24 protein-coding genes are annotated in these 25919 nt (G+C 40.0%); 17 read left to right on the top strand and 7 right to left on the bottom strand.

Annotation, left to right across the window (positions count from 1 at the left end; translation table 11 throughout):
• Nucleotides 1–147 precede the first annotated feature (147 nt).
• Nucleotides 148–639, bottom strand: a complete 492-nt coding sequence (locus I6F49_RS10760; protein WP_165729228.1) for a DUF3016 domain-containing protein — start codon at nt 637–639, stop codon at nt 148–150.
• Nucleotides 640–918: 279 nt separating this feature from the next.
• Between I6F49_RS10760 and galE the strand changes: the two genes are divergently transcribed.
• Nucleotides 919–1935, top strand: coding sequence for a UDP-glucose 4-epimerase GalE (galE, locus tag I6F49_RS10755; RefSeq protein WP_165729230.1), 1017 nt, complete (start codon nt 919–921; stop codon nt 1933–1935).
• Nucleotides 1936–2248: 313 nt separating this feature from the next.
• Here the strand turns inward: galE and I6F49_RS10750 are convergent, their stop codons facing one another.
• Nucleotides 2249–2929, bottom strand: coding sequence for a Fe2+-dependent dioxygenase (locus tag I6F49_RS10750; protein ID WP_197180380.1), 681 nt, complete (start codon nt 2927–2929; stop codon nt 2249–2251).
• Nucleotides 2930–3006: 77 nt separating this feature from the next.
• Nucleotides 3007–5187 (bottom strand): TonB-dependent receptor, encoded by a 2181-nt coding sequence (locus I6F49_RS10745; RefSeq protein WP_166419400.1) that lies wholly within the window; start codon nt 5185–5187, stop codon nt 3007–3009.
• 217 nt (nt 5188–5404) lie between these two features.
• Between I6F49_RS10745 and I6F49_RS10740 the strand changes: the two genes are divergently transcribed.
• The 6 genes from I6F49_RS10740 to I6F49_RS10715 are packed head-to-tail and all read left to right on the top strand — an operon-like array spanning nt 5405 to nt 10384.
• Nucleotides 5405–6178, top strand: a complete 774-nt coding sequence (locus I6F49_RS10740) for a DUF3450 family protein (protein WP_166419401.1) — start codon at nt 5405–5407, stop codon at nt 6176–6178.
• Complete coding sequence (locus I6F49_RS10735) at nt 6178–7503, top strand: MotA/TolQ/ExbB proton channel family protein (RefSeq protein WP_166419402.1); 1326 nt, start codon at nt 6178–6180, stop codon at nt 7501–7503. The genes I6F49_RS10740 and I6F49_RS10735 overlap by 1 nt, the downstream gene beginning before the upstream one ends.
• Nucleotides 7496–7876, top strand: coding sequence for a MotA/TolQ/ExbB proton channel family protein (locus I6F49_RS10730; protein WP_002960812.1), 381 nt, complete (start codon nt 7496–7498; stop codon nt 7874–7876). Before I6F49_RS10735 ends, I6F49_RS10730 begins: the two co-directional genes overlap by 8 nt.
• Before the next feature lie 4 nt (nt 7877–7880).
• On the top strand, nt 7881–8285 hold the full coding sequence (locus I6F49_RS10725) for an ExbD/TolR family protein (protein WP_010555259.1): 405 nt from the start codon (nt 7881–7883) through the stop codon (nt 8283–8285).
• A gap of 1 nt (nt 8286) precedes the next feature.
• Nucleotides 8287–8943, top strand: a complete 657-nt coding sequence (locus tag I6F49_RS10720) for an energy transducer TonB (protein ID WP_166419403.1) — start codon at nt 8287–8289, stop codon at nt 8941–8943.
• Between the two features lie 19 nt (nt 8944–8962).
• A complete protein-coding gene (locus I6F49_RS10715) occupies nt 8963–10384 on the top strand; it encodes a tetratricopeptide repeat protein (RefSeq protein ID WP_197180378.1) in 1422 nt (473 codons plus the stop codon).
• A 160-nt stretch (nt 10385–10544) separates the two neighbouring features.
• On the opposite strand, the gene zapE is transcribed toward I6F49_RS10715, so the two are convergent.
• Nucleotides 10545–11654, bottom strand: coding sequence for a cell division protein ZapE (gene zapE / locus I6F49_RS10710; protein WP_166419405.1), 1110 nt, complete (start codon nt 11652–11654; stop codon nt 10545–10547).
• A 59-nt stretch (nt 11655–11713) separates the two neighbouring features.
• On the opposite strand from zapE, the gene rsuA reads away from it, so the two are divergent.
• The 3 genes from rsuA to I6F49_RS10695 all read left to right on the top strand — a co-directional run bounded on the left by rsuA (nt 11714) and on the right by I6F49_RS10695 (nt 14221).
• Nucleotides 11714–12412 (top strand): 16S rRNA pseudouridine(516) synthase RsuA, encoded by a 699-nt coding sequence (rsuA, locus tag I6F49_RS10705; RefSeq protein ID WP_166419406.1) that lies wholly within the window; start codon nt 11714–11716, stop codon nt 12410–12412.
• A 119-nt stretch (nt 12413–12531) separates the two neighbouring features.
• A complete protein-coding gene (gene rluA, locus I6F49_RS10700; protein WP_166419407.1) occupies nt 12532–13185 on the top strand; it encodes a bifunctional tRNA pseudouridine(32) synthase/23S rRNA pseudouridine(746) synthase RluA in 654 nt (217 codons plus the stop codon).
• Nucleotides 13186–13270: 85 nt separating this feature from the next.
• On the top strand, nt 13271–14221 hold the full coding sequence (locus I6F49_RS10695) for a DUF3530 family protein (RefSeq protein WP_166419408.1): 951 nt from the start codon (nt 13271–13273) through the stop codon (nt 14219–14221).
• Here the strand turns inward: I6F49_RS10695 and djlA are convergent.
• The 3 genes from djlA to I6F49_RS10680 are packed head-to-tail and all read right to left on the bottom strand — an operon-like array spanning nt 14204 to nt 16756.
• Complete coding sequence (gene djlA / locus I6F49_RS10690; protein WP_166419409.1) at nt 14204–15070, bottom strand: co-chaperone DjlA; 867 nt, start codon at nt 15068–15070, stop codon at nt 14204–14206. The two genes, I6F49_RS10695 and djlA, sit on opposite strands and share 18 nt — an antisense overlap.
• Nucleotides 15071–15101: 31 nt before the next feature.
• The gene (murU, locus tag I6F49_RS10685; protein ID WP_166419410.1) at nt 15102–15758 is read right to left on the bottom strand and encodes an N-acetylmuramate alpha-1-phosphate uridylyltransferase MurU; all 657 of its coding nucleotides are present in this window, start codon (nt 15756–15758) and stop codon (nt 15102–15104) included.
• Entirely contained in the window at nt 15755–16756 is a 1002-nt protein-coding gene (locus I6F49_RS10680) for an aminoglycoside phosphotransferase family protein (RefSeq protein WP_197180376.1), read from the bottom strand. The genes murU and I6F49_RS10680 overlap by 4 nt, the downstream gene beginning before the upstream one ends.
• Before the next feature lie 100 nt (nt 16757–16856).
• Between I6F49_RS10680 and lptD the strand changes: the two genes are divergently transcribed.
• The 7 genes from lptD to I6F49_RS10645 all read left to right on the top strand — a co-directional run bounded on the left by lptD (nt 16857) and on the right by I6F49_RS10645 (nt 25598).
• The gene (gene lptD, locus I6F49_RS10675) at nt 16857–19109 is read left to right on the top strand and encodes an LPS assembly protein LptD (RefSeq protein ID WP_166419412.1); all 2253 of its coding nucleotides are present in this window, start codon (nt 16857–16859) and stop codon (nt 19107–19109) included.
• Between the two features lie 39 nt (nt 19110–19148).
• On the top strand, nt 19149–20444 hold the full coding sequence (surA, locus tag I6F49_RS10670) for a peptidylprolyl isomerase SurA (protein ID WP_197180374.1): 1296 nt from the start codon (nt 19149–19151) through the stop codon (nt 20442–20444).
• Between the two features lie 2 nt (nt 20445–20446).
• On the top strand, nt 20447–21421 hold the full coding sequence (pdxA, locus tag I6F49_RS10665) for a 4-hydroxythreonine-4-phosphate dehydrogenase PdxA (RefSeq protein WP_197180372.1): 975 nt from the start codon (nt 20447–20449) through the stop codon (nt 21419–21421).
• 13 nt (nt 21422–21434) lie between these two features.
• Nucleotides 21435–22241 (top strand): 16S rRNA (adenine(1518)-N(6)/adenine(1519)-N(6))-dimethyltransferase RsmA, encoded by an 807-nt coding sequence (gene rsmA, locus I6F49_RS10660; RefSeq protein ID WP_007585090.1) that lies wholly within the window; start codon nt 21435–21437, stop codon nt 22239–22241.
• Nucleotides 22225–22614 (top strand): Co2+/Mg2+ efflux protein ApaG, encoded by a 390-nt coding sequence (apaG, locus tag I6F49_RS10655; RefSeq protein WP_007585091.1) that lies wholly within the window; start codon nt 22225–22227, stop codon nt 22612–22614. The genes rsmA and apaG overlap by 17 nt, the downstream gene beginning before the upstream one ends.
• A gap of 13 nt (nt 22615–22627) precedes the next feature.
• Complete coding sequence (locus I6F49_RS10650; protein WP_197180370.1) at nt 22628–23446, top strand: symmetrical bis(5'-nucleosyl)-tetraphosphatase; 819 nt, start codon at nt 22628–22630, stop codon at nt 23444–23446.
• A gap of 136 nt (nt 23447–23582) precedes the next feature.
• Nucleotides 23583–25598 (top strand): methyl-accepting chemotaxis protein, encoded by a 2016-nt coding sequence (locus I6F49_RS10645; RefSeq protein ID WP_197180368.1) that lies wholly within the window; start codon nt 23583–23585, stop codon nt 25596–25598.
• The last annotated feature ends 321 nt before the right edge of the window (nt 25599–25919 follow it).

The following is a 25919-nucleotide window of genomic DNA, read 5'->3' as shown; positions in this document are numbered from 1 at the left end:
GTATCAAGTAACCAATGACTAAGCATAAAAATACCCTCATAATCAAAAGATGATAAGGGTATTGTGAAGCAACCAAAAAATCGGTCAACCGATCAAAAATACCTTAACTGATCGGTGTTAGCTATTTAGCGGCATTATTATTTTGAGTTAATCTAAACTTGGTAATATTTGCTCACCAAACCATTCTGTTAGTAAGCGTTTTTCGTAATAAAATGATTCGTCGCGACCCATTTTAATTTTATCCATAAAGCCCATGTCTTTAAGCTCTACGTCACTACCTTTACTTAATACTGTACCGTCGTTATCGGTTAACGAATAATTTAGCTTAATGCGTGGAAAGTAAATCGGTTTTACTACACGAATTTCGTCCATACCGCCATAACGTACATCACCTGCTAAATCTAAATCAGTAAACTCTACATTTAATTTATAATCTTTTGGCAATTGCTCAGCTAATTTAGCCATATGTTTTTCAAAACTTGCCGCAATATTTTTATGATATGAGCTCTTAGTTTGGTTTGACGCTCGCACATCACGATAATCATTAAAGTCATGCCATTTAACAACAGACTCACCCGCATGGGCAAGTGCAGGCAATGCAATACACATTGTTGCTGCTATTTTTTTAACTAAATTCATATCTTTCTCCAAAGAGGTAGACCAATCACAAAAGTGTAGACTGGAGTAAACCTAGCATTAGCTATTACTAGACTCATTTTAGCACTTGTTTATTAACTATAACTTAATCTTAAGTATAAAGTGTTACTTGTACTGAGTAAAATATAATCAAAAGTGCTTGATTTACCGTTATTAAAAAAAGATGTTATTTAAACTATAGAAATTACAGATAAAGCATGTAAATCACCTCTATTTATGGTGAAATTAACTCAATTGATAAAAGGTACCCACGGAGCTTTCATGACTATTTTAGTAACCGGTGGCGCTGGCTATATTGGCTCGCACACTGTTTTAGAACTTTTACAGCAAGGTAACGATGTTGTTGTTATTGATAATTTAAGTAACTCATCACAAGAATCTCTTGCACGCGTAAAAAAAATCACAGGTAAAGAAGCTACTTTTTACCAAGGCGATATTCTCGATAAACCCTTTTTAGATTCAGTATTTGCAAAACACACGGTTGATAGTGTTATACATTTTGCGGGTTTAAAATCAGTGGGTGAGTCGGTTGCAAAGCCCGTTGAGTACTATCAAAACAATGTACAAGGTACACTTACGCTTGTTGATGCAATGCGCGACGCGGGTGTATTCAAGTTAGTATTTAGCTCGTCAGCCACGGTATACGGCGACCCTGCAAGCTTACCGATTAAAGAAGACTTCCCTGTAGGCGGTACTACTAACCCGTACGGCACATCTAAACTAATGGTTGAAATGATGCTACAAGATATCGCTAAATCAGATGAGCGCTTTGCGTTTGCTATTTTGCGTTACTTTAATCCAGTAGGTGCACATGAGTCGGGCTTAATTGGTGAAGATCCTAACGGTATCCCGAACAACCTTTTACCGTTTATTGCACAAGTAGCGGTCGGTAAATTAAAGCAACTCGCTGTATTTGGTGATGATTACGATACCATTGATGGCACAGGTGTACGCGACTATATACATGTAGTCGATTTAGCAATGGGTCATTTAAAAGCGCTTGATAAAATAGCCACTAGCACAGGCGCATTAGTTTATAACCTAGGTACTGGTAACGGTTACTCTGTACTGCAAATGGTTAATGCATTTATTAAAGCAAGCGATCAGGCTGTACCCTACCAGGTTTCCCCTCGTCGCCCTGGTGATATTGCAGCGTGTTATGCCGCACCAGAAAAAGCACTTAATGAACTTGGCTGGGAAGCAGTACGCGGTATCGATGAAATGATGCAAGATACATGGCGTTGGCAGTCAAATAACCCTAATGGTTATAAGGGTTAAGTAAAGCAAGTTTCAAACTTAAAGTAAGTGCGCGGTATAAAACCGCGCCTACAGAGTATTTTAAATACCGTGTTCAATTTTATTTATAGCGGTGTTGTAGGCGAAGAGCTTACTCACGCGAAAAGCGCAGCTTTTAATTACTTAAATATCCATCCCAAAAACTGCGTTTTTGAACGCCTGCAAGCAGCGCGTCTACAAGTGAATTAAACCACAGTGCTAGACTTTAGCTGTAGGCGGAGAGCTTGCTCACGCGAAAAGCGCAGCTTTTAATTACTTATATCTAATATCCAATATTTAATAACGAGTATCTTCGTTATGTCTGTGCCCACTGCCTTAGCAAGTTATGATAAACACCCGTTAACTGAATAATCTCTGGGCTATCTTCTACTTTGCTGCACAAACTTTGAATCGACATATCTAAATCAAATAACAAACCACGTTTTTCGTCGCTGTTTACCATGCTTTGTAACCAAAAAAATGAGGCTAATCTACGCCCACTCGTTACAGGCATTACACGATGTAAGCTCGTTGAAGGGTACAGCACCATACTGCCTGCTGGCAGCTTTACGCTATGTGAGCCATAAGTGTCTTCAATAACAAGTTCACCGCCCTCATAGTCTTCAGGGTCATTAATAAATAACGTCATTGATACATCTGTACGAATTTTTACAGGCGTACCCGGCACTTGCCTGATTGCATTATCTACATGCACACCAAACGATTGCCCGCCTTGATAACAGTTAAATAACGGAGGAAAAATTTTTGCGGGAAGTGCTGCCGACATAAACAAATTACTGCGCGCAAGTGCTGCCATAATAATGTCGCCAAGCTCTTGGCATTCAGGGCTATTTTCAGGTAGCTGTAAGTTATTTTTTGCTTTGGTTGATTGATGTCCTGCGGTAATACTGCCATCAGCCCACTGCGCTTTAAGCAAAACCTCATGACAATAAGCCACTTCTTCTTTCGTTAATAGCTCTGGAATTTTAACTAGCATGTGCGCCCTCTCACATTTTTATCAAATAATTAAGGGCAGAGTTAACTCTGCCCTTTTATGCCGTACTTATTTTACTCTTAGAAAGAGTAGCTCGCTGTTAAGCTAAACTTACGACCATCACCTGGTACAAAGTGCCCGCCACCTAGCTGATCAACGTAATCTTTATCACCTAAGTTTTCACCATTAAACTGCAGGCTCAAATCTTTTGATATGTCATACGCAACCATCAGGTCAAAAATAGTATAACCTGGCGCTCGAGAGCGTGTTGCAGTAGTACCGTTGTAACGCTCACCTACATATTGCGCACCTAAACCAAACGATAACTTATCCGACATATCGTATGTAGTCCAAACACTTGCGCTATTTTTAGGCGTACGTGCAAGTTCGTTACCAATTTGAGTTGCGTCGTCGCCTAATGCTTTAGTTACTTCGCTATCTTGGTAAGTGTATGAAGCAATTACAGTCCACTCTTTAGTAATTAAGCCTGTCGCTGAAAGCTCTAAACCTTGTACGCGCTGTTCACCACCGAGTATTTCGTCTCTTGAGCTATCTGCAAAAGGGTCATCAGTACGGGCATTGGTTTTTTCAGTGCGAAATAGTGCCGCATTAGTTTGCAGGCGCCCATCCATTAAGCTCCACTTAGTTCCTAGCTCGTAGCTGCGGCTTTCTTCTGCATCTAAATCAGCTGCATTTGAACGTGTAGATACCGTTAGCCCTTCAGCAGATGGGTTAAATGAATTACCCGCGCCTAAATATATACTGCCGTTATCGGCTGGTTTATAAACTACAGCCGCATTCCAACTAAATAAGTCATCACTTGTAGAAATTAAAGCGCTTGGGTCATTATAATCGTTGTGATAATCCGTAGTGAAGCTATCAAAACGAATGCCGCCCGTTACTTCCCATTGTTTATTAAGTGTTACTGTATCAAATGCATAAATAGCTTGGTTTTTAGCTTTAGCTTCAATACTTCTACCGTCACGACCATATACACCGGTAAATGCAATTGTTGCATCAGGGTTGTATAAGTCATTGCGTATTTCGTCTTCAATTAGGTTATCAGGCGTAGTTGCAACAAAGTTATGGCGTGTAAACGTTTCATTTGCAAGCTCAACACCCACTACAACATCGTGAGTAAAGCCAGCAAATTCATAGTTACCAATTAAATCAACTTGAAGTGCAGCAAGTGAATTTTCTGTATCACGTGTTTTTTCATCTGCAAAGGTAATGTCAGTGTCTGTTGTAACAGAGAAGTAACGCGGTGCAGTTGTTACTGATTCACGTTTTACTTTACCTAAACGACCTTGAACACGTAACGTAGTATTTTGAGAAAAATCATACTCATAACGAGCTGTTGTTGAGTAGGCTTCAATATCTTCGTAATCACGATAAATATTACCGTAAAAATTATCAAAATCGACAGGAGAAGGTGAGCGCGCGCTATCTGCAAGTTCAGCTACTGGCGTATCACTGTAAACCCACGGAATGCCGTAATCTGGTAAATTGTCTTGGCGTTGATACTCTAGGTTTAAATCAAAACGGCTGTTTGTACCAAGCCCTGTTGCAAATGCAAACGCAACAGCATTTGTTTCGTTTTCAATATGGTCACGACCTGCAACATCACCTTTATCAGTAAGAAGGTTTATACGTAGTGCGCTTGTGTCGTTTACTTGAATGTTAGTATCAAAACGACCACGGTAATCGTTTTCTGTGCCTAAACGTAGCGAAACGTCGTTAAAGCTGTCTAACTTCGCCTTTTTACTTTCTAAATTAACACTACCACCTGTTGCGCCACGACCAGAAACTGCTGAGCCTGGGCCTTTTGCAACTTCAACGGCTTCAATGTTGTAAATATCACGTGTGTAACCTGCAACATCACGAATACCATCAACAAAAATATCATTTGTTGCACTAAAACCACGAATCGACATGCTATCGCCAGTAGGTGAGCCACCCTCACCTGCAGCTAAAGAAATACCAGACACATTGCGTAAAGCATCACGTAAGCTATCTACGTTTCTATCTTTCATTACCGCTTGGTTAATTACCGTTACAGTTTTAGCTGTATCGAGTAACGGTTGAGTGTATTTATGCGACGTTGATTTTTCAACAACATAGCTAGACTCTGTTTTAGTTTCTGCTTTAGTTACCGATAGTTCTTGAACATCCTGTGCACTTGCCCAAGTTGAAAGCGTTGCCGTAACAACCGCTGCAATTGGCTTTATGTAGGCATTTCCTTTATTCGATGGCTTACTCATGGTTACTCCGTAGTTTTTATTAAGCACTTAACTATTGTTAATTTAAGGTACATATTTAATTTCGGCGAAATCCTACCACCCAAACAACGCAATGTAAACGATAACTGTTATCAATTGCATTGTTATGTAAATTCCTATATTGTATACACACTCAAAAATTAACAGTAATTACGTCCTTGTAATTGCTTGTCGTAACTTTCAGGATTGTTGTTAAGTAATGCGAAGCTTAATTAAACCAATTAGCGTAGTTATCGCGCTTTGTAGCACTATGGCAGTAAAAGCCGACACTGTTAGTGAGCTAGAACAACTCGTTAATAAATGGCTACAAATAGAAAATCAAAACACAGAATTAAATACTCATTGGCTTGAACAAAAAAGCAGCATGGAGCAAACCTTAACGCTTCTAAATGCTGAGCAGCAGCAACTTAGCGAGCTTAATCAGCGTAGAAAAAAAAGCACCAGTGAGCTTGCCCAAAAACGCGAACAGCTTGTTACTCAGCAATCAGAACTTGAAAATGATCAACAGCAATTAAATGATCAACTAGCGCGTATTTCTCAGCAATTACTTTCATTACAAGTGCAACTCCCCCCGCCACTTTTAAGTAGTTGGAAAAACACCGGTGATTTAAGCGATTCAAAACTCAGTACAACTGACAAATTGCAAACAGCCCTAAAAATGCTGACGTTACTTAGTGATTTTCAACAACGTATTTCTATTCACGAAATGGCTATTAAGCATCCTGATGGGCAAGAAGTGTGGGTAAAGCAGCTTTATTTAGGTGCAGCACAAGCATGGTTTGTAAGCGAAGATTTAAGTTACGTAGGTATTGGTTTTCCAAGTGACTTAGGTTGGCAGTGGGAATTTGACCCAAGCATTAATGCTGAGCAAGTTGCACTGGGTATTGCTGTACAGCAAAAAAAGCGCGCTGCTGATTGGGTAACACTCCCAATATTAAGTTATGTAAATAAAAACCAGCAAGGGGCTAAATAATGGCTACTAACAGCATAATTGCAGTATTTAGCGCCACGGTTTTACTTTTTAGCGCAAATGTTTCTTTTGCAGCCAGCAGTGATGATGCTAAACAAAGTATTTTAAGTGATATTAAAACAGCGCAACGTACTCTAAATAAAACTCAAAATAGTATTTCAAAAGAGCAAGCTACCCTTGCAAAGCAAATTTTTACCAAGCAGCAATCGCTCAGTAAATTGCGCGAACAAGCAGCCGTTAATCGCCGCCTAGCTGACGAAAACACATTAAGTCTCGATCAGTTACAAACCCGATTAGATACTTGGCAACAGCAACAGCAATATCAATTAAACTTACTTAGCCGTTTTGTGCGCCAAAATACCAGCAATAGTGCTAGCAGTAACGAGTCGACTAATAACCAAAACGAGTTATTAAGCCGCGTTATATCGCAAATTAATAATCAAGAGCAGGCACTTTATCCACAGTTTAAAAAACAATCGGTTGTGCTAAGTAATGGCGAATTAAGCCAAGCTAATACCCTACAAGTAGGGCCTGTTGCATGGTTTAGTACGCAAACACCTAAACTTATGGGTTTATTAAATTTGGATGATGAATCTAATGCATTAAAGGTAGCGTTAGTACAATCAGCAAGTGACGATAACCCACTCGATAATACTTTAAAGCAAAACGGTGTAGGCTCAACATTACTTACTTTTGATCCTAGTTTAACGCACTTAGTAACTAGCCAAGCCCAACAAGAAAGTCCGCTTGAACACTTAGAAAAAGGCGGTTTATGGGCTATCCCTATTATTTTATTTGCCTGCTTTGCACTAACCATTGCGCTATTAAAAGCCGCGCAACTACTGCGTTTAAGTAAAATTAAAATGCACTCTCAAATGCAATTACAGCAATTTTTTAAAGCTGAAAATAGCAGTGAATTTGCAGGCATGCAGCAGCAGTTATTTAACTTAACGCTGCAAAGCGAAAAAGGCCAAGTACGAGACGATCAATTATTTAATCAGTTAATTCACGATAAGCATAAACTCGATAACTTTATTGGCGCTATTGCCGTTACAGCTGCAGTAGCTCCACTACTTGGCTTGTTAGGTACTGTTAGCGGCATGATCGAAACATTTAAAATGATGACATTGTTTGGCTCAGGTGACCCAGAAGTTGTATCGGGCGGTATCGCACAAGCACTTATAACAACTGAATTAGGTTTAGTCGTTGCCATACCAGCTCTGGTATTAAATGCACTGCTATCGCGTAAAGCAAAAGCGTACTACAGCCAACTCGAAGGCTTTGCATTACAGCTAAGTCAACTAGAAAAAGGAGAAACCAATGTTTGAAAAAATCGTTAGTAACCCTATTTGCTGGTGTATTCTTTTACTCGCTTTATTTGTATACCAGTTAATTTTTCATGACTTACTACACCTTAAACAATACCAAGCGCAGCGCAAAGGCTACTGGCAAGAGGTTAGCTCTATTTTAACGGCTGCTCTTCCGCTACTTGGTTTATTAGGTACCATTGTTGGTTTGCTTGATACATTTAAAGTAATGGCGCTGGGCCATAACGAGTTAATGAGTGATGCCATTGGTGATGCATTACTAACAACTCAATTGGGCCTTGTGTGCGCTATTCCCGCGTGGTTAATGCAAGCTTACTTAGCGTATTCGCAGCGTAACCCTAAATTACATACGTTAAGTAAACAGTTAGGGTAACACTATGCAATCACGTTTAAAGCACAAGCTAGAGCAAGAAGCGGGGCAACATATCGATATGTCGCCACTACTTGATGTGGTATTTATATTGCTAATATTTTTTATTGTTACAACTGTATTTGTACGCGAAAGCGGCGTTGAAGTTGATAAACCACAAGCCGTATCGGCCAGCCGTCTTGAGCAACAAGTTATATTTTTAGCTATAACCGACTCTCAACAAGTATTTTTTGATGGTAGCCAAATTGGTGTTGCTGGCGTGCGTAGTAGTGTCGAGCAAATGCTAAAACAGCAACAACGCCCTGTGGTTATTCAAGCTGATAAAACAGTACCTACAGAATTACTTGTTCAAGTAATTGACGAAGCAAAGCTGGCAGGCGCGGCGCAAGTTAACTTAGCGACCAAGCAATAATATGCACACGATTGACTCGCTTCAAAAAACAAAAAACAATCGCCATCCACTTTTTGCATTTGGCCTTAGCCTCATTGTGCTTAGTGCTGCATTACTACTTTTATGGCTTGGGCAACTTGCCGAACACCATATGCAAGACAAAGTGCTTGTACGTGAGATTGCCATGGTGGCACTGCCACCTCCTCCTGCGCCATCAATATCGCAACAGCAAACAAGTGAGCCAATGCAAAGCTTAACGGTAGAAGGGGCTGGCGCGTCTATTCAAGCCGTTAAAATTAAGATAAACAGCAATTTAAGTATTGTAAAACCCGATACACCTAGCGTAAAAGTAAGCGCGCCACAATGGCAATCAATGAGTGTAAATTGGGATGCGTTTAGCTTAAATCAACTCGATGGCCTCCCCACTTTACTTACACCTGTTAAAGCCGTTTTACCAAAAAGCTTAACCCGCCGAGGTGTTGATGTATTTACTGTAAAACTCGATGTATTTATTGATGAAAGTGGCAAGTTAAGTTTAATTGAGGTAGTACAAAATCCATATCCTGAACTTAAACCAGCTATCGACAAAATTATTAAACAAAGCCGCTTTAGTGCACCTAAAAAAGAAGGTGAAACAGTACGCGCTCGCTTTATTTGGCCAATCGAATTTAAACCTTAAGCCTATAAAAATGAAAAATATGAATATATTTAAAACGCTAAAACCATTAACTTCCGCACTGTTGACGACTGTAATGTGCTCATTAACTTTATTAAGTGCAGGTAACGTACATGCAAGCGCTGCCAGTGATACTAATGCGCCACTAAAAGTAACGTTATCGCCTAGCGATCCAACATGGCAGTTGGCTATAAATAATAAATTACTAGGCCCTACAGAGGTCCTTATTGAGCCGACCGAGCGCGGTTTTGCTCGCCAAGTGCAGCCACTCCTACAAGCCAGTAATTACAGTGAAGTTGCTGCGCTATTTAAAGGCCGTGATATAAGCGAAGATAGCACTGCTTTAAACTTATTACGTGCACAAGTTTTGCTTTCAACAAAAGACTTTAATAACGCTGAACGAGCCTACCTAGCGTGTTTAAAAGCCTCACCTGATTTAGTAAAAGCACACCAAGGTTTGAGCCTTTTATACATGCAACAAGCAAAGTATGACAAAGCGCAAACACACTTAGTTCACAGTATTGAACTTGGCCAAGCTGACGCACAAAGTTATGCGCAACTTGCTTATATACACGTACAGCACAACCAACCTTGGAGCGCTGTAGCGGCGTACCGCCAAGCACTTATGCTAGCGCCAGAAACAAGCCAATACCAACAAGGGTTGTTATTTGCGTTAATTGAATCGGGTGATTTAAATCAGGCAAATGCATTACTTAAAGAGTTACTTAATAAAACCCCCGATAAAGCTGAACTTTGGTTGCAACGTGCGCAAATAGCACTACAGCTAGATCAAAAAAAGCAAGCGCTTGCTGCTATTGAAGTGGCCTTAAAACTCAACCCTAAAGATACCAGTAACCAGCTGCTTGCTGCGCAATTACATTTAAGCGAAGGCAGTAGTAAACGTGCAGTTAGCTTATTAAAGCAAGGTTTAAAACACGCCACTAAACAGCAGCAAGTTGAGATTATTAATACCACGATGCAAACTTTAGGCTGGCTTGTATCTCAGCAAAAATGGGATTTAGCTAAAGAGCTAATAGGCAGTGCAAAAAGATTAACTAAACAGCTACCCCATGACGAACAAGCGCAGTTTTCTGTATACAGTGCACAACTTGCTATGCAGCAAGGTAATACTACGCGCGCTCTTAAAAGCTTAAATAATGCACTTAAAATAAACCCGAATTTAGGTGATGCCCTACTTAGTTTAGCGAGTATTTATCGTGATAAAAATCAGCTTACGCAAGCTAGGTTAATGTATGTACGCGCGCAGGCTCTGCCTGACTATCAACTATCTGCATGGCTAGGATTATCGCAAATAGCGATTGATTCTAAAGACTACTCGAGCGCGTTAAAACATCTTAGAAAAGCGTTGCAAGCAAACCCACAACGCCAAGATTTAATAACCAATATTCGCGCCCTTGAGAATATAGTGCGCCAAGAAGGATAAGTTTATAGGTTTTACGTGAGCAAGCTAAACGCCTACCGCCAAGGTGTAGCTGTGGGGTTAACTTGTAGCGTGTAAAAACGCAGTTTTTAAAATGGCTTAATAATTAGAAGCTGCGCTTCTCTCATGAGCAAGCACATCTACAATATATCAAACCAAAGCGTTACCAATTTTGCATTTCGACTATGCGCGATTGCGTGCGTGCATATTCAAAGCTCAACTTTTTACCTTTATACAAATGTTCAATGTCGGTTTGAGCATTTATCACCAGTAATTTATGGCAATCGTAAAACTCATCTACTAAGGCAATAAAGCGACGTGCTTCGTCGTCAAAGGTGTGCTCATCAAGCGTTTGTTTTTCACGCTGATAACTATCTTCTATACCGTGTACAATAACTTTACCCGTTGCTTTAACCCCCATTTGCGGCACGTTCGATACATATAACACATCAAATTGCGTTGCTAAAAACATATAATCGTTAGCACTACGAGGGCCTGAGCATAGCGCCATAAAATCAATCATCAATGCGTTATCGGCTTTTAATAAATAAGGTAAATCGCGGCCATGCACGCTAATTGTATTTCTATATGTTACCTCTGTATAAGAAGTTAAAAACTCATTTTCAAAATCGTGATTTGATAAATTAATAAAATAGTGACGGCTGTTTTTACCATATCTAAAGCGGTGATCCTCCTCCCCTGCTACGTTAATTATATGGCAATGGCTATTAATTAAATCGATGGTAGGTAAAAATCTCGTTCGTTGCAGGCCGTTGTAATAAAGTTGCTCTGGCTTTGCGTTCGATGTGGCCACCAGCACAACACCTTGTTCAAACAAGGCATTGAACAATCTCGCCATAATCATGGCATCGCCAATGTCGCTCACAAAAAACTCGTCAAAACACAGTATGCGGATGTTTTTAGCCCACTGTTTTGCAATCAAAATTAATGGATTTTTTTGACCTTGTAGCTGCGAAAGTTGGGCATGCACCTGCGCTATAAAATGATGAAAATGCAGCCGCTGCTTTTGCTCAGTAGGTAGGTTTTTATAAAATAAATCCATCAACATTGATTTACCACGCCCTACTGGTCCATATAAATATACACCTTTTATTAAAGGCGCTTTTTGCCACCATGATGTGTGAGCTTGAAGTTGCTCGCTTAATGTATTTAAAGCCTCCACTGCATTTTGCTGCGCAGCATCAAAACATAGTTCACCCGAGTTTATTTTTGCTTGGTAAAGGCTTAAAATTTGTGTGCTGTGCACTGTCATGGTATTTCACTATCGGCTATAATCGCGCCCATTGTAGCCGACTAAAAATGTGAACCAAAATGAAATTCCCTTGCCGCTTAGATAAATTTATTAGCCACTTAGCTGAAATACCGCGTACCCAAGCTCGCGCGAGTATTAAGCGAAAAGAAGTAAGCGTTAATGGTGAAGTAATCACATCACATAATTTTCAGCTAGCCCAGCAAGATGAAGTACTATACCAAGGTACACCTTTGGTATTTTTAGGTAAGCGTTATTACATGCTAAACAAACCTGTTGGCTATGTATGTGCTAACAGTGACGAGCTACATAAAACTGTTTTTGACTTACTTGATGAGCCAAATATGAGTGACTTTCACGTGGCAGGTCGCCTTGATATAGACACTACAGGCTTAGTCATTATTACTAATGATGGCGATTGGTCACATAAAATTACGTCACCTAAAAGCAATAAATTTAAAACCTACCTAGTCGAAACCCAAGAACCTATTACCGATGAAGCACTTGAGCAACTGCGTACAGGTGTCATGCTGCACAACGAAAAAGATTTAACTCGCCCAGCTATAGCCGAAAAGCTTGCTAATTACGGCCTGCGTTTATCAATAAGTGAAGGTAAGTATCATCAAGTTAAGCGTATGCTTTACGCGGTAGATAACAAAGTAGTTGAGTTACATCGCGAGCAGATTGCCGGTATTACTCTAGATGAAAACTTGGCTAGCGGTGAATATCGCCTATTAACAGCGCAAGAAATCAAACTATAAAAGCCCTTTAAGAGAGCCTAAGTTTGGATTATTAGTTAAAACAATATAGCCAAACTTTTACTTGAGCCTTTTAACTTGCTCCACTAAAATAGCGCCCTTCAAAATTACTAAGGTCGGCCGTGTTAGTTAACTACAACCCCCCTATGAGTCCGTATTTAACAATACTTTTTCAGGATGACGACTTACTGATAGTTAATAAACCAAGTGAGTTATTAACTGTCCCAGGTAAAGATCCTAAACATGCCGACAGCTTAATTAATCGTGTTAATCGTGTTTTTCCAACAGCAAGAATAGTGCACCGCTTAGATATGGCGACTTCTGGCATACTGTGCCTTGCCATGAATAAAGCAGCGCACAGACATTTAAGTATGCAGTTTCAAGAGCGCGAAACAGCTAAACGTTACATAGCACGTGTATACGGACAACTTGAAGCTGAAACAGGATCAGTAGATTTACCCCTTATTTGTGATTGGCCTAATCGCCCAAAACAAATGGTTGATCACGACAGAGGTAAACCTTCGCTTACGCATTTCAAAATACTTGAGCGTGAAGACAATGCAACCCGTGTGGAGCTAACGCCTATCACTGGTCGCTCGCATCAGTTACGTGTACATATGCTAAGCCTGGGTCATCCTATTTTAGGTGATAGACTTTACGCCCACAAAGAGGCACTTGCTGCCGCTCCTCGCTTACAATTACATGCACAAATGCTGCAATTAAAGCACCCTGTAACTGAGCAAGTACTTACTTTTGAAGCTAAATTGGAGTTTTAATCGGCTCTAATTTACTAATTAATTGATCCTAAACTTTTAGCTAACGTTGCCGATACCTAATTTATAGTCATTAGTTAGGTTTATTATGGTGTTTACACGGTTTTTAAAAGGGGCTTTTTATATACAGCTCAGCTGTGCGTTACTTTTGGCTAACCCTATCAGCGCGGCAGAACATATTAACCCTCCAACTTTTTCAAGTATTGAAAATAGCGACATTGAGCGACTACTTCCAAGCGATGAAATAAAGCCTATATTAGCTGGCGAAACAGAATTTTTAAGCCTTTACAGCGAGTATATGAGTAGCGACTTGAGAGGGGTTGTATTACTTATACCCGACTGGCACTCTACCCCAACAAACAACTCAGGTATGAGTTACTTACGTAAAGAGCTTAATAACTTAGGTTACAGCACCTACGCAATGACAGTGCCCGACATTGATTGGCAAGCTAGTAAAATGGCAAAAACAACGCCAAATGAGGCTGAAGTTGCGCCTAGCAAAACCGAGGAGCCTGCATCACCCGACACCACAACAGACGCGCAACCGCAGCCTGAAAAAATAAAAGATGAGCCTCATTACGTTAATGCAATTGAAAAAGTAACCGATGACATACTTGATAACTATAAAATAAATCTCATTTCTCGCTTTAATGCGCTGTATCAAACTGCTATGGAAGATTCGAGTAATATAGTGGTTATTGCACAAGGCACGAGTGCTGGCGTGTTGTTGGAGTACTATGCAGATTTTCCGGATGAGAGACTGGATGCGTTTATAAGTTTAAGTAGTTACCTGCCTAACACAAAGCGTAACGAAAGCTTGAGCCAAACAGCATCACTTGTTACACCCGCCTTGCTTGATATTTACTATGCAAATGACAGCACAGACATTTTAATGAGCCTTAAAAGCCGTCAGCGCTGGGTTAACCGAAATGCAAAGTTTGACTACCGCCAACGCCAGTTGTTTGGCCTGCGCGATCAACCCGATCAACACGCACGCCTAACAAAAGAAATAGACGGCTTTTTACGCCGACTTTTTTAAATACTCATAAGCAGCTTGAATATCTTGGCTCTTTTTAACAGCCAATTCCATCATGTGTTTTGGTAAACCTTGCGACACTAATTTATCTGGGTGATGTTGCGACATAAGTTTACGGTACGCTACTTTTATATCACGCTGCGTTGCATCGCTATTTAGCCCTAATAATGCCAATGCTTGCGCACGGTCCATATTATTATTTGGCGGTACATGATGGCCAGAGCCCTCACGATAACTACTACTTTGACCTTGATTTTGTTGCTGCTGATTAAAACGCTGTTGTTGCTTTCTAAAGTTAAACTCAGCTTGGTAACGTTTTAATACAAATGCAAAATGTGTTTTAGAAATGCCTAGCTGTTTACTTACTTCTGCTAATAATTGCTTTTCTTGCTCGGCTAACACTCCATCAGAAAATGCCATCTGAATTTGTATTTCTAAAAATAACTGTATTAGGTCGTTTCGTTTAGCAAAGCGCTCTTTAAAATCGTGTACTGTTTCTTTAAGTGAAAAGTCGCTCTCTTTACCTGACTGAAATGCATGTTGTGCTTCACGGCGCTCTTCGCCTTTTAAGCCCATTTCGTCCATAAACAAGTTAGCCGCTTTTATATGTACTTCGCTGACTCGACCGTTCGATTTGGCAATATGCCCCATTACCGCAAAGCAGCTTGAAAAGAATAAAGCTTGGCGTTCGTGAACATCGTCACCACTAAATAAACTAGAAAAGCCGCCCGCTTTATCAAAGTTATTTTTTAAGCTTTTATCAAATAAATGACCTAGGTATAAACCTAAAATGGCACCAAATATTTTGCCAAACATAAAGCCAAAACAAAAACCGAGAATTTTTCCCCACATTTATAATACTGCCTTCTTAAAAATTGAGTTATTACGCCCCAAGACGCGTGTTTAATTGATTTAAACGCTCTGGTGTACCAATATCATCCCACTGCCCTATATAGAGCTCAGTAGAGACTAAATGTTCACTTAGCTTTTCACGTAAAATAGGCCCTAAAGGGCGAATACCTTGCGTTAATCCTTTAAAAAAATCAGCCTGATACCGGCCAATCCCTGAAAATGTATATTTTTGGCTCTCGGCCGATAAATGGCTCAATGCAAAGTCGCCATCTGGATTGTGTGGCGGGTTTTCTATCAGCACTATGTGCGCCTCACCGGACTGTAAATGCAATTGCATAAGCGCACTTACATCATAATCGGTGTATACATCACCATTTATAACAATGAACGAGTCGCCTAGCAGTGGTAACGCTTCAATTATACCACCGGCAGTTTCAAGGCCACCTTCAACTTCTTGGCTGTAAAGTATGTTTACACCAAATTGGCTGCCATCTTTAAAGTAGTCTTTTATTTTATCACCTTGCCACGCAAGGTTTATTACAATATCGGTAATGCCGGCAGCTTTAAGATTATTTATATGGTGCTCAATAAGTGGTTTTTCTGCCACTTTTAACATTGGCTTGGGCATATTTTGCGTTAGCGGCATCATTCTCTGCCCGCGCCCTGCAGCTAAAATCATCGCTTTCATGAGCGCTCCTTTGCTAATTTTTCAGTTACTTTTGGCACTATGGTATTTTTAGTCCACTCACTTAATGCTTTAAGCTCTGGGTAATTTGCCGCTACTTCAATAATGTAATCAAGAGTTGGTAAAATATTATCTAAATAACCTGTTTTACCATCGCGTAAATATAATCGACAAAATATACCCGCCGCTTTTAAGTGGCGCTGTAATCCAGTTAAATCAAACCAATATTTAAACTCATCAAATGAAGTGTTAACCATTAAGTTTTGAGCTGTAAATTCTTGATAAGCAAAATCAAGCAAGCTTGTTAACTCTTTTTGAGGCAGTTTAAAATAGCAATCGCGCAGTAGCGATACTAAATCGTAGCAAAGCGGTCCGCGTACAGCATCTTGATAATCTATAATTGCCCACTGGCCGTTACTATTCATAATATTACGGCTATGGTAATCGCGATGAACGGTAACAGTGGGTTGCTCAAGCATGGCCTGTATTAATAGCGTTGAACTTGTTTGCCACATTACGTTTTGCTCTGCGCTTAGTGGCTCATTAATAAAGTCACTCACTAACCACTGGCTAAATATATCTAGCTCTAGCTTTATAAAATCTTCGTTATACGTTTGCATAGCAGAAGCTGGCGGCGTTTTAGCCCATTGAGCGCTTAAACTAATTAATGCTTGATAGTGCTCGGTGCGGTTTGCATCATCAAGCATGTCAGCTAGGTGCGTACAGCCTAAATCGCTGAGAATAAAAAAGCCCTGTTTCTCATCACTTGCAATAATAGTGGGAAGTAAAAAACCTTGCTCAGTAAACACCTTATTTAATGAGATATAAGGGTCGTTATTCACTTTTTTTGGTTCAGAGTCCATCACTATTAAATGCTTATTATCGTGATTTAAACGGTAATAACGGCGAAAACTCGCATCACCCGTGATCGCGTTTAAAGTATGCGACTTAGCATTAAGGTGTGAGTTTATAAATTGTTGTAAATTCTCAAAGCGTGTCATTTTATAAGATATCTATTTTTATAGGTCAATTACTGTAATTGCCATTATTTTCCTTTATTATGTGTATATTATATTAAACACACAGTATTAAGGTCGATAAATGAGCAAAACCTGGGGCATATTGATGCTAAGCGTTGTTAGCGCACCATCGCTTGCCGAAACTGAATTGGCACACAACCTTTGTGGCATTTCAATGCAAACCAGAGCTTGGCAACCACTTGAAGGCCTTAACCTTGGTGAAGTTGATATTCAAGCTGATGATGTTGAGCTACTTGGCACTCAAAGCGCTGAATTTACCGGCAATGTTGATATTAACACCCTTAAGATGAGTTTGTCCGCACAAACTGCGTTGATAGACAAACAGCGTGGTTTATTAAATGCAACGGGGCCAATTACTTATCAAGATTACGTAAGTAAAGTAAACAGCGCCGGATTAAATGCCGATTTAAATAATTCAGAAGTTAGTTTGTTAGGCGCCGACTACAGCCTAACCGAGCAACAAGGTAAAGGCGGCGCTGAAAAGCTCACTGTTAATCAGTCTGGCCTATTACTCATGAATGCAAGCTTTACTACTTGCCCAAGTGATACCCCTGTATGGGAAATTGAAGCTGACGAAATAAACCTTTCTCGCGAAGAAGGCTGGGGCGAAACATATAACGCGGTATTACGCATTCTAGATACACCTGTTTTATATTTGCCTTATTTTACATTTCCGCTGGATGAACGCCGTAAATCGGGGTTACTTACCCCCACTATTTCAAGCTCTGATAAATACGGTCTTGAAACAATTACGCCGTACTATTTAAATATTGCGCCTAATTTTGATGCCACAATTACGCCTCGTTATATGTCTAACAAAGGGCTGCAACTGCAAACCGAATTTAGATACCTAACAGAGCAGCATGAAGGCTTAGTAGGAATTGAGTATTTAGATAGTGATGATTCTGAGCCAGATTTAAATGAACGCTACATGTTTCATTGGCAACAACAAAGCTACCTAGGTGAAAACTGGCGCGCAAATGTTGATATAACCAATGTGAGCGATGATAACTACATCACCGACTTAACTTCAAACTACGCAAGTAAAACCGATACTCAGTTATATCGTACCGGCTCACTTACGCATTTAGGTGATACATGGCGCACCGATATTAAAGTACAAAACTTTGAAGTACTGGGCGATCACTTAGAGTCATACACTGCTTTGCCGCAAATTAACTTTACGCAAACCGCCCCATGGCGTTTTGATAACTTTGACTTTAGTGTGTCAGGCGAAATCAGTCATTTTACTAATGATTCATCTGAAGTGGCCATAGACAACGCAACTCGTGTACACATAGAACCTAAAGCGCGCTACAACTATGCTAATCATGCATGGTCTTTTTTATCTGAAGTGAGCTTATTACAAACTAATTATAAACAAAGCGGAAACTTAACCGGCACGCAATATAGCGATACCGTATCGCGTACTATCCCTAAAGTACGTTTGTACTCTCAGCTTAATTTTGAGCGTGATGCATCTTACTTTTTTGAAGATGGTATACAAACGTTAGAGCCTCAAATTCAATATTTATATACACCTAATAAAGATCAGTCAGATATTGGCTTGTTTGATACAACCAAGCTACAAGACGATTATTATGGTTTATTTAGAGACGTGCGTTTTTCGGGCGTTGACCGCATAGCCGCAGCGAATCAATTTACTTTAGGTGCTACAACGCGCTTATTTGATAAAAAACAAGAAGAAGTGTTTAACTTTAGTGCCGGCCAAATATTTTATTTAAGTGACGATGCAAAGCCAACAGAGCAAGGCTTAAACTCAGACACTAATTATAATGCACTATTTGCAGCTCAAACCATGTTACATTGGCACCGCCGTTGGTACCTCGCAGGAGGTATTCAATACGATACAGATGGCAAGCAAATGGTACAGTCAAATGTAACGCTTGATTATAAAGGTGATAATAATCAGGTAGTACAATTGAACCATCGCTATGCAAATGATGTCTCAGGAAATACAATCGAGCAAGCAGGTGTATTTACGAGTATTCCTATTAGCGACGAATGGCAATTCATTGCGAGTTACCATCGAGATCTTGAAAACAACAGAAGTATCGAAGTATTGAGCGGATTTCAGTATGAATCATGCTGTTGGGCTATCCAAATTACTGGGCACCGCCAAATTGAAACTGACTTAAATCAGTCAATAGGCCAAGAACAAGCAACTTTTGATTCAGGTATTAGTTTGAATTTTGTATTAAAAGGACTTGGCAGTAAAAGCCGTTATGATGCACAAAAATTATTACAACAAGGTATTTTTGGCTATCGTAGACCGTATTTTCTTAGTAACTAGTATCACAACAGTACTATCAGCAAGAGTAGTAAACAGAATATGAATTTAAAAAAATTATTAACATCAGCAGTTTTAAGTGTCAGCCTTTGTCAAAGTGCAATGGCTGCACCAGTCGTAATAGATAAAGTGATTGGCGTTGTAAACGAAGGCGTCATTTTAAAAAGCGAAGTAGACACCATTATTAACCGTGTTAAAAAGCAAGCCGAAGAACAAGGCCAGCAATTACCAAAAGACGAAACTCTTCGTGTGCAAGCAGTTGAGCGTTTAGTAAATCAAGCGCTTATGATGCAAATGGCTGAGCGTATGGGGTTACAAATCTCAGATAGCCAACTAGATCAAACTCTCGCTAATATGGCAAAAGAGCAAGGCGGTACCATTGCCGACTTACGCCGCACTATTGAAGGCGCCGGTGAAAGCTTTCAAAGCTACCGTGAAGAAATTCGTAAAGAGATCACAACACAGCAAGTAACACGTGCCAGTGTTGATCGCCGTATTTATATTAGTGAGCAAGAAGTTGATAACCTTTTAAAAATAATGGAAACCCAAGGTCAAAGTGCTGAAGAGTACGACATTGGCCATATTTTAATAGATATCCCTAACGATGCGAACGCTGACGAAATTGCTGGCGCAAAAACACGTGCAGATAAAGTTATTGAGCTATTAAACGATGGCCAAGAGTTTAAGCGTATTGCTATTTCATCATCAAGCGGCTCTAAAGCACTTGAAGGTGGCCAACTTGGTTACATGGGCATTAACGAAATGCCTTCACTTTTTGCTGAAGCAGTAAAAGGCCAAAAGAAAGGCGCTATTGTAGGCCCGCTTCGCTCTGGTGCTGGTTTTCATATCATTAAAGTACAAGACGTTCGTGGTTTACAAATTGTAGAAACAACTGAAGTACGTTCACGCCATATACTTATTAAGCCTTCAATTATTTTAAGCGAAGAAAAAGCACGATCAATGCTTGCTGGTTTTGCAAAAGATTTACGCGCAGGTACCGCTGACTTTGGCGAACTAGCTAAAGAATATTCAGAAGATCCAGGCTCTGCACTTAAAGGTGGCGAGTACGATTGGACAGATCCAACTACCTACGTACCAGCGTTTAAAGATACATTGCTGTCTCTTAAGCAAGACGAAATAAGCGAACCGTTTAGAACACAGTTTGGTTGGCATATTGTGCAGTTACTTGGTAAACGTGTAGCTGATAAAACTGAGCTAGCTAAACGTAACCGTGCTCATGGCATGTTGTTTAACCGTAAATTTAAGGAAGAAAGTTTTAACTGGCAGCAAGAAATGCGCGAGCAAGCTCACGTTGAAATTTTCCCTATAGACCAATAAATATGACCTTAAGAATTGCGATTACACCGGGTGAACCAGCCGGTATTGGCCCAGATTTGCTACTCACGCTTGCTCAGCAAGCGTGGGATGTTCAACTTATAGCGATTGCCGATGGCAAGCTATTAAAAGAGCGTGCAAAACATTTAGGCCTAACAATAAACTTAATTAAATTTGATGATAATGCACCCGCTATCGCAGCACCTGCTGGCAGCCTGTATATTCACCAAGTTGATTTAGGTACTGATGTAGAGCTTGGCGTACTGAACGATGTTAACGGCCAATACGTGTTAGATACCTTGCGTATTGCAAGCGAAAAAAACATGGATGGCACCTTCGACGCGGTTGTTACTGGCCCTGTTCACAAAGGCATAATTAATAAAGCGGGCATTTCGTTTAGCGGGCACACTGAGTATTTTGCACAGCAATCAAATACTGCTGATGTAGTTATGATGCTTGCAACTGAAGGCTTACGCGTTGCACTGGTAACCACTCATATTCCACTTGCGTATGTATCGCGTGCAATTACACCTGAGCGCTTAACTAAAGTAGCGGGTATTTTAAATCACGACTTACAAACTAAGTTTGGTATAGAAAAACCACGTATTTTAGTATGCGGGTTAAACCCACATGCCGGTGAAGATGGCCATTTAGGTCGTGAAGAAATAGAAACAATCACGCCCACGCTTGAGATACTTAGAAGTGAAGGTATGAATTTAATTGGCCCACTACCGGCCGATACCTTATTTCAAGATAAATACCTATCTGAAGCCGATGCCGTACTTGCTATGTATCACGATCAGGGATTACCTGTGCTAAAATACAAAGGATTTGGTAAATCGGTAAATATTACCCTTGGTTTACCATTTATCCGCACCTCAGTTGACCACGGTACTGCACTTGATTTAGCAGGAACTGGGACCGCTGACGTTGGCAGTTTTGAATTAGCGATCCGCGAAGCAATTAAGCTCGCCCAATAAAAAGCACAAATCAATGACCGATAAAGTACATTTAGGACACCGCGCTCGTAAGCGTTTTGGGCAAAACTTTTTATTTGATGAATCTATCATCGATAAAATAGTCTCTGCGATCGATCCTAAACCAGAAGACAACCTAGTAGAAATTGGCCCCGGCCTTGGCGCAATTACTGAGCCTGTAGCCGAGTTAAGCGGCCATTTAACGGTTGTTGAATTAGATAAAGATTTAGCGCAACGATTAATTGAACACCCATTTTTGGGTCCTAAATTAACCGTTAACCAAGGCGATGCAATGACGTTTGACTTTGCAAGCTTGGTTCGCGATGACAAAAAATTAAAAGTGTTTGGTAACTTACCTTACAATATTTCGACACCGTTATTGTTTCATCTTTTTGAATTTTCAGATCATATTGAGCACATGCACTTTATGCTTCAAAAAGAAGTAGTAAAACGCATGGTAGCAGGCCCAGGAAGTAAAACATTTGGCCGTTTAAGCGTAATGACTCAATACTACTGTAATGCAATGCCGGTTGTTGAAGTACCACCTGAGTGCTTTAAACCAGCGCCAAAAGTTGACTCTGCGGTTATTCGTTTAATTCCTAAAAAGCCAGAGCAACGTACAGCAAAAAGCGTTAAAATATTAAACACAGTGTGTTTAGAAGCCTTTAATCAACGCCGTAAAACACTGCGTAACAGTTTAGGTAATTTACTAACTGCAGAAGAGCTTACTAGCATTGGCATTGATATAACGCTGCGTGCTGAGCGCTTATCTTTACAACAATTTATTGATATAGCTAACTGGATTTATGACAACAAGCAGTAATATTGGATCGCCTGTAAAGGTATCTGTAGAAACATTTTACGTAGAAGGTCAATCTCAACCTGAGCTTGAAAAATACGTATTTGCTTACTCAGTAACGATTAAAAACCATAGTTTATGTAGTGCAAAATTACTGAGCCGCTATTGGTTAATTACCGATGCAAATGGCAAAGAAGTAGTAGTAGAAGGTGAAGGCGTTGTTGGCGAAATGCCAGACATTGGTCCAGGCGAAAGCTATAAATACACCAGCGGTGCAATTTTAGATACACCTGTAGGCACAATGCAAGGCCATTACACGTTACGCAACGAGTTTGGCTCTGAGTTTCAGGCGCCTATTAATGTGTTTCGTTTGGCTTGTCCTAACATTTTGCATTAAGTAGTAACCACTGATGGCAGATTATGCGATAGGTGATTTACAAGGGTGTTTTAGTGAATTTAACACCCTTTTGCAACGTGTTGATTTTAACCCAAGCAAAGATCACCTTTATTTAGTTGGCGACATAGTTGCCCGCGGGCCAGACTCCCTAGCCTGCTTAGACTATATTTACCAACATCAAAATAGCATGACCATCACTTTAGGCAATCACGACCTTCACATGGTTGCCTGCTACTTCCTTAACAAACCTACCAATCCAAAAGATAAACTAAACCCAATATTTGAAAGCCCAAAATTAGCGCGTTACATCGCCTTTTTACAAACCCAACCATTGGCTTTAGAGCTTCTAAAACATAACTGCTTTATATCTCATGCCGGATTAAACCCCGACTGGTCTATTGACTATGCTCTAAAGCACGCGCAATTTGCACAAAGCTGTTATCAATCAAACAATGCTAAAGCATTTTTTGAACACATGTATCAGCCTCACCCAGAGCAGTGGTCAAGCAATCTTGATGACTTTGAAAAATTTAGATACATAGTTAACTATTTTACCCGCATGCGCTTTTTAACGAGTGACAACAAACTTGAGCTTAATGCAAAGGGCGCAGTAACCGATAGCCAAATATTAACACCGTGGTTTAACCACCCTAATATTGCTAAAACTAAACACGATATTATTTTTGGCCACTGGGCAGCACTTGAAGGTAAAACGGGTAATTCACGCGTTCATGCTCTAGATACCGGTTGTGTATGGGGTAACACCATGACGTTAATGGAGCTAAGTACTAAAAAAGTAATTGTCGAAAAATCCCACCTTTCATCTAAATAAACTGAAAAAAACTAATACATCTGTTAGATTTATCAATTAATAGTTAAAATTAGTTAAAGTAATTGATTTTAATTACTTAACTTATCTTAATTAAAGCCGATAAGTCTTAATTGAAGTACTTTTGAGTGGAAATCTTATGAACCTGACAGTAAGCCAACGTATTTGGGGTGGTTTTATATTTATCACCTTATTATTATTAATAATCGGTGGTAACTCCTTAATAAAAATAGCAAACATCGATCGTTCTACTCAAAAAGTGAACCAACTATCACTTCCTGCATTAAATAAAAGCTCTGAACTACAAGCCGAATTTATTTTAATGAGTAAAGCCGCTCAAGCGAGCTTTTACACTTCATCAGCAAGTGAGCTCGCACCAATAAAATCACAAGTCCTTGAGCAAAAACAGCTATTCAGCACTTTGCACCGTGAACTTCAAGACGTAGTAAAAAACGATGCGGCACTTAATCAAAGCAGCCAAAACGTAGAAAAAACCTATTTAAGCTTTTTAAGTACTGTTGAAAATTTATTAGAAGATAAAAGCAAACAGCTTGCACTTACCAAGGCTTTAAAAGCACAACTTGAAAACATTGAGCTTACAGCTGAAGATGCAAACTCAGTAGTACTTGATATTATCGACATTGATGGGTTTGAGCAAAACCACCCGCGAGCTTATCAAGCTGCAAACAATCTAGAAAATAACTTTATGTCGGTAGTTAGTAACAGCACCGACATGCTAACCGTTAAAACGCTTAATACACTCGACATCGTTAAAAACGAGCAAACGTATTACTTAGAAGAAGTAGTACGTACCGTTGCGTTAATTCAGCCCGCAATAGAGCAAACTCATAGCGATTTATATTCAAGCCTAAAAGAATATGTTGATACCTTAGAAAGTAATATCAAAGGTAGTAACAGTTTAGCTGCAAATAAAAAGCGTTTAATTGATTCGATTAAGCTTACGCAAGCAGAACTTGCCCAGTCGGAGCAAGCAACCAAAATGGCACTTAACCAAATTGATGAGCTAGTAAATCAAGCAAGTGACGTTGCGTTTAAATTACAGCAAGGTGTACGTAGCGACGTAGATTCAGCAAATTTATGGACCTGGGTTGGTATGATCATAGCCACTCTATTAGCTATCGCGATTGCTATTATTACCGTTAGCCGCATTACTAAGCCCCTTGCTGAAGTTAACCGTATTTTAGATATTGTTGCCAGTGGCGACATGACACAACGATTAGACGACAGCGCTAAAGACGAATTTGGCGAACTATCTAAAAGTTGTAATACGCTAATTGATAGCTTACGCAGCTTAATTAAAGGCATTATTTCACGCTCTACTCAGCTTGCAGCAGCATCAGAGCAAACATCTGCCATTACCGCTGAATCAAGCCAAGCAATCCGTAATCAACAAGCACAAGTTGAACAAGCAGCCACAGCAACAACCGAAATGAGCAGTACATCGCAAACGGTTAGCAACAGCGCTCAACAAGCACTTAGCGAAATTAAAAATGCTGACAAAGAAGCTGAACGTGTTAAAGGTATTTCAAATAATAACAAAGCAACGATTGAGCAATTAGCACGTGAAGTAGACGACGCTTCACAAGTGATTAATAAACTGCATCAAGATAGCGCATCAATTGGCAGTATTTTAGATGTAATACGCGGTATAGCGGATCAAACTAACCTACTTGCTCTAAATGCCGCAATTGAAGCTGCACGTGCTGGTGAATATGGCCGAGGCTTTGCTGTTGTAGCCGACGAAGTACGCTCTCTAGCGAGTAAAACTCAAGAGTCGACCCAAGAGATACAATCAATGATTGAGTCTCTACAAACAGGCGCAGAAGCTGCAGTAACGGCAATGAGTAAAGGTAAGCAACGTGCGGTATCGTGTGTTGAGCAAACCGACCTAGCAAGTAGCGCACTTGATTCGATTACATTCGCGGTTTCGCAAGCTCACGATGTAAGTGAAGAAATTTCGACCGCCGCACTTGAGCAACAACAAGTAGCACAAGAAATTAGCGAACGCCTTGAGTCGATTGTAGCCATAGCAGAGCAAACAGCCGAAGGCGCAAACCAAACCAACATTTCAAGTTCAGAAGTCGCAAAACTTGCCGAAGAGCTTCGCTTGTCAGTAGACGAATTTAAAGTTTAGGTTTACTAAAACGATTAAAAAACCCCGATGATACATAATACCATCGGGGTTTTTATTTATCAGGACTTGAAAAGCGAGGCGTAAAACTTTCCCGGCAGGCGTTTAGCTTGCTCACGCGAAAAGCGTAGCTTTTAATATTTGTTACTAATAGCTTACCTACTTTTGGCCTCTCTAAAGCGAAGCGCCCTCTTAACCTCTTTGTGAATAAATTACTTATAAATCTATGTTCTGTCGATATAAGTTATTAAGTGTATTCACCACCTGCTTTATAGCCAAACACTACATGTAAAAATGCGCTTGAACTAAATGCAGCGTCTGTCC

The organism is Pseudoalteromonas sp. SWN166 (assembly GCF_015864485.1).
Taxonomy (GTDB): domain Bacteria; phylum Pseudomonadota; class Gammaproteobacteria; order Enterobacterales; family Alteromonadaceae; genus Pseudoalteromonas.
Note: the sequence above shows the minus strand (reverse complement) of the source record. Positions and strands in the feature narration are given on the sequence as shown.

Bases quoted from the DNA above. Each gene is read 5' to 3' on its own strand.
- I6F49_RS10750 (WP_197180380.1), bottom strand. From the start codon at position 2,929: ATGCTAGTTAAAATTCCAGAGCTATTAACGAAAGAAGAAGTGGCTTAT.
- zapE (WP_166419405.1), bottom strand. From the start codon at position 11,654: ATGACAGTGCACAGCACACAAATTTTAAGCCTTTACCAAGCAAAAATA.
- I6F49_RS10680 (WP_197180376.1), bottom strand. From the start codon at position 16,756: ATGACACGCTTTGAGAATTTACAACAATTTATAAACTCACACCTTAAT.
- I6F49_RS10730 (WP_002960812.1), top strand. From the start codon at position 7,496: ATGTTTGAAAAAATCGTTAGTAACCCTATTTGCTGGTGTATTCTTTTA.
- galE (WP_165729230.1), top strand. From the start codon at position 919: ATGACTATTTTAGTAACCGGTGGCGCTGGCTATATTGGCTCGCACACT.
- lptD (WP_166419412.1), top strand. From the start codon at position 16,857: ATGAGCAAAACCTGGGGCATATTGATGCTAAGCGTTGTTAGCGCACCA.
- I6F49_RS10645 (WP_197180368.1), top strand. From the start codon at position 23,583: ATGAACCTGACAGTAAGCCAACGTATTTGGGGTGGTTTTATATTTATC.
- pdxA (WP_197180372.1), top strand. From the start codon at position 20,447: ATGACCTTAAGAATTGCGATTACACCGGGTGAACCAGCCGGTATTGGC.
- I6F49_RS10695 (WP_166419408.1), top strand. From the start codon at position 13,271: ATGGTGTTTACACGGTTTTTAAAAGGGGCTTTTTATATACAGCTCAGC.
- I6F49_RS10725 (WP_010555259.1), top strand. From the start codon at position 7,881: ATGCAATCACGTTTAAAGCACAAGCTAGAGCAAGAAGCGGGGCAACAT.
- surA (WP_197180374.1), top strand. From the start codon at position 19,149: ATGAATTTAAAAAAATTATTAACATCAGCAGTTTTAAGTGTCAGCCTT.
- I6F49_RS10760 (WP_165729228.1), bottom strand. From the start codon at position 639: ATGAATTTAGTTAAAAAAATAGCAGCAACAATGTGTATTGCATTGCCT.
- murU (WP_166419410.1), bottom strand. From the start codon at position 15,758: ATGAAAGCGATGATTTTAGCTGCAGGGCGCGGGCAGAGAATGATGCCG.
- I6F49_RS10745 (WP_166419400.1), bottom strand. From the start codon at position 5,187: ATGAGTAAGCCATCGAATAAAGGAAATGCCTACATAAAGCCAATTGCA.
- rsmA (WP_007585090.1), top strand. From the start codon at position 21,435: ATGACCGATAAAGTACATTTAGGACACCGCGCTCGTAAGCGTTTTGGG.
- I6F49_RS10720 (WP_166419403.1), top strand. From the start codon at position 8,287: ATGCACACGATTGACTCGCTTCAAAAAACAAAAAACAATCGCCATCCA.
- apaG (WP_007585091.1), top strand. From the start codon at position 22,225: ATGACAACAAGCAGTAATATTGGATCGCCTGTAAAGGTATCTGTAGAA.
- I6F49_RS10715 (WP_197180378.1), top strand. From the start codon at position 8,963: ATGAATATATTTAAAACGCTAAAACCATTAACTTCCGCACTGTTGACG.
- I6F49_RS10650 (WP_197180370.1), top strand. From the start codon at position 22,628: ATGGCAGATTATGCGATAGGTGATTTACAAGGGTGTTTTAGTGAATTT.
- djlA (WP_166419409.1), bottom strand. From the start codon at position 15,070: ATGTGGGGAAAAATTCTCGGTTTTTGTTTTGGCTTTATGTTTGGCAAA.
- I6F49_RS10735 (WP_166419402.1), top strand. From the start codon at position 6,178: ATGGCTACTAACAGCATAATTGCAGTATTTAGCGCCACGGTTTTACTT.
- I6F49_RS10740 (WP_166419401.1), top strand. From the start codon at position 5,405: ATGCGAAGCTTAATTAAACCAATTAGCGTAGTTATCGCGCTTTGTAGC.
- rsuA (WP_166419406.1), top strand. From the start codon at position 11,714: ATGAAATTCCCTTGCCGCTTAGATAAATTTATTAGCCACTTAGCTGAA.